The organism is Okeania sp. SIO2B9 (genome assembly GCF_010672505.1).
GTDB lineage: Bacteria > Cyanobacteriota > Cyanobacteriia > Cyanobacteriales > Microcoleaceae > Okeania > Okeania hirsuta.
Genome location: NZ_JAAHGK010001342.1, coordinates 1 through 2,017, shown reverse-complemented (window position 1 = coordinate 2,017; position 2,017 = coordinate 1). Strand labels below are relative to the sequence as shown.

Below are 2,017 nucleotides of genomic sequence, written 5' to 3'. Positions count from 1 at the left end.
TCGTAATGCGCAAACAACTATTAGCAGTCAGCTAGCTTACTGGGTCGGAACTACATTAACAGCAATTAATAACAAATTAACAGCAATTAATAACAAATAATTACTTCTAAGGTTTGGGAAGGATACTTTGACAGTAACTTTTTATTCTTTCTCAATTTCAAGGGTTGCTTTTACCGAAAAGTCCTGGTATAAAGCCTCCCTTTTAAGGGGATAAAAAAAGATAATATTCCTGATGTCAAGCCTCCTTATTGGAGAGGTACTGATAACTGAAATGACCATCCCCAAAATTAATAGCTGATAGCTAATAGCTGACGGCTGTTTGCTTACAAATATATTGTTGTCAATCTATACTTTATCTGGTATAAATTAAGTATCGGTAGTTGTCAAAATAAATCAAAACAAAAATAATGAGACCGATTAATTTTTTGCTAATTTTTTTAGTTTGTTTAGCTTTGGTTATATTCAGTTTACAGAATACCCAATTAACTACAATCAAACTTATTCAAGGCATTGAATTTGAAGCCCCTTTATCTGTAGAACTTGTAATTGCCACAGGGTTAGGAGCTATTTTGGCATGGCTATTTAACTTGTGGTCAAGAATGCAACGTACCATCACAACTTTGGGAGAAATGCGAGAAATTCGTACCAGAAATAAACGCATTAAAGAATTAGAAAAAGATATGGAACGCTATCAAGAGGAACTGATTCAAAGAGCTAGTTTACCAGCGGCAGAAACTTTATCTGAAACAGGGAAATCTACTGAAGCAGAAACTTCTAAATAAAACCATAATTAGTTAAGGTAGCAGAAATATAGTTTCAGATTGATTGAAATATTTTTCTATATGGATATTTGTATTTGAATCATACTAACCTTCCCATTGTTCAAATTAGTTACTCTAATATAGTCCTGCGCTTACTAGAAAGTGTGAGTTCTTAGGTTAACAAGTTTCCAAGTTAATCTGAGAATTATTTATATAAAATATAGGAAAAAACGATAGACATGACAGTTGGAGTTCCTCAAGTTTCAGAAACAGTTTCAGAAGGAATTGCTTTACTCACAAACTTAGCAGAAAAGGGAGAAATTAATCCTTGGGATGTTCAAGTAATTGACGTAATAGACCGCTACTTAAGTAAACTAACTCCTGAATCAAATATTTCTGCAAGTGATGACTTTACAAATTTGTCTCAGTCAGGCCAAGCATTTTTATACGCATCTATTTTAGTATGGCTAAAAGCAGATCACTTAGCTAATTCAGAATCATCTGAAACAAATTCAGAGATATCTGAAGAAGTCCAAATTCCAGAAGCAGAAACTTTTGAAACACCAAAAATACCACTGAAATTAGAACAACAATTGCGTCGTCGTGCTGTTGCTCCTTCTCAGCGCAAACGTCGAGTCACCCTTCAAGAATTAATCGAGCAGTTACAACTGATCAAATCTACTATAGAAGATAGAAAAGTACGTCCCCGTATTCGCAAAACTAGCTCAAAAGCAAGAGAGCAAGCAGCTAGAGCAATTGCAGAATTAGCCCACCAGGAAAATTTAGTAGATACAGCTAGTGACTTAGAAAAGTTCCTTCTAGAAAAATCATCACAGAGCAGTGAAGGTTGCTTTGAATTCGATCGCCTTTTGGAATTGTGGTCTTCAGTATTACAGTCTAAAGCTGAAAATGAATGTACTAATGTCCAAGTAAACTATGACCGAGTAGGTGTATTTTGGGCATTACTACTCCTTTCTGCTCAGTCTAAAGTTGAATTATCCCAAGAAGAATTTTATCAAGATATTAGAATCCGTACTATTTCATCCACTTCCGAGGGGCGATCGGTTTTAGAGAAGAATATTTAATGCCTTCTTTCCTAAAACTCAAAATTTGGAACTTTAATTTATATCTGAATAAAACTCTTATTTATTAACTTTTCTCTGAAAAAAAAGCGTAGTATAATGATGTACACTTAAAATCTCTATCTTTAAAAGAAGTAAGAAGTAGGAAAGAAGTTGACAGCATATAGTTGTGGA

General features: G+C 34.0%; 2 protein-coding genes. Both read left to right on the top strand.

Annotated features, from left to right (window positions below; all coding sequences use genetic code 11):
* The first annotated feature begins 407 nt into the window (after nucleotides 1-407).
* Nucleotides 408-782 (top strand): lipopolysaccharide assembly LapA domain-containing protein, encoded by a 375-nt coding sequence (locus F6K13_RS30520; RefSeq protein WP_124144999.1) that lies wholly within the window; start codon nucleotides 408-410, stop codon nucleotides 780-782.
* Nucleotides 783-1,000: 218 nt separating this feature from the next.
* Nucleotides 1,001-1,846 carry a segregation/condensation protein A gene (locus F6K13_RS30515; protein WP_124145000.1) on the top strand — a complete coding sequence of 282 codons (846 nt, stop codon included), beginning with the start codon at nucleotides 1,001-1,003 and terminating at the stop codon, nucleotides 1,844-1,846.
* Nucleotides 1,847-2,017: the final 171 nt, after the last annotated feature.

What these genes read in the sequence shown, in the direction of transcription:
- F6K13_RS30520 (WP_124144999.1), top strand. Translation starts at nt 408, where the DNA reads ATGAGACCGATTAATTTTTTGCTAATTTTTTTAGTTTGTTTAGCTTTG.
- F6K13_RS30515 (WP_124145000.1), top strand. Translation starts at nt 1,001, where the DNA reads ATGACAGTTGGAGTTCCTCAAGTTTCAGAAACAGTTTCAGAAGGAATT.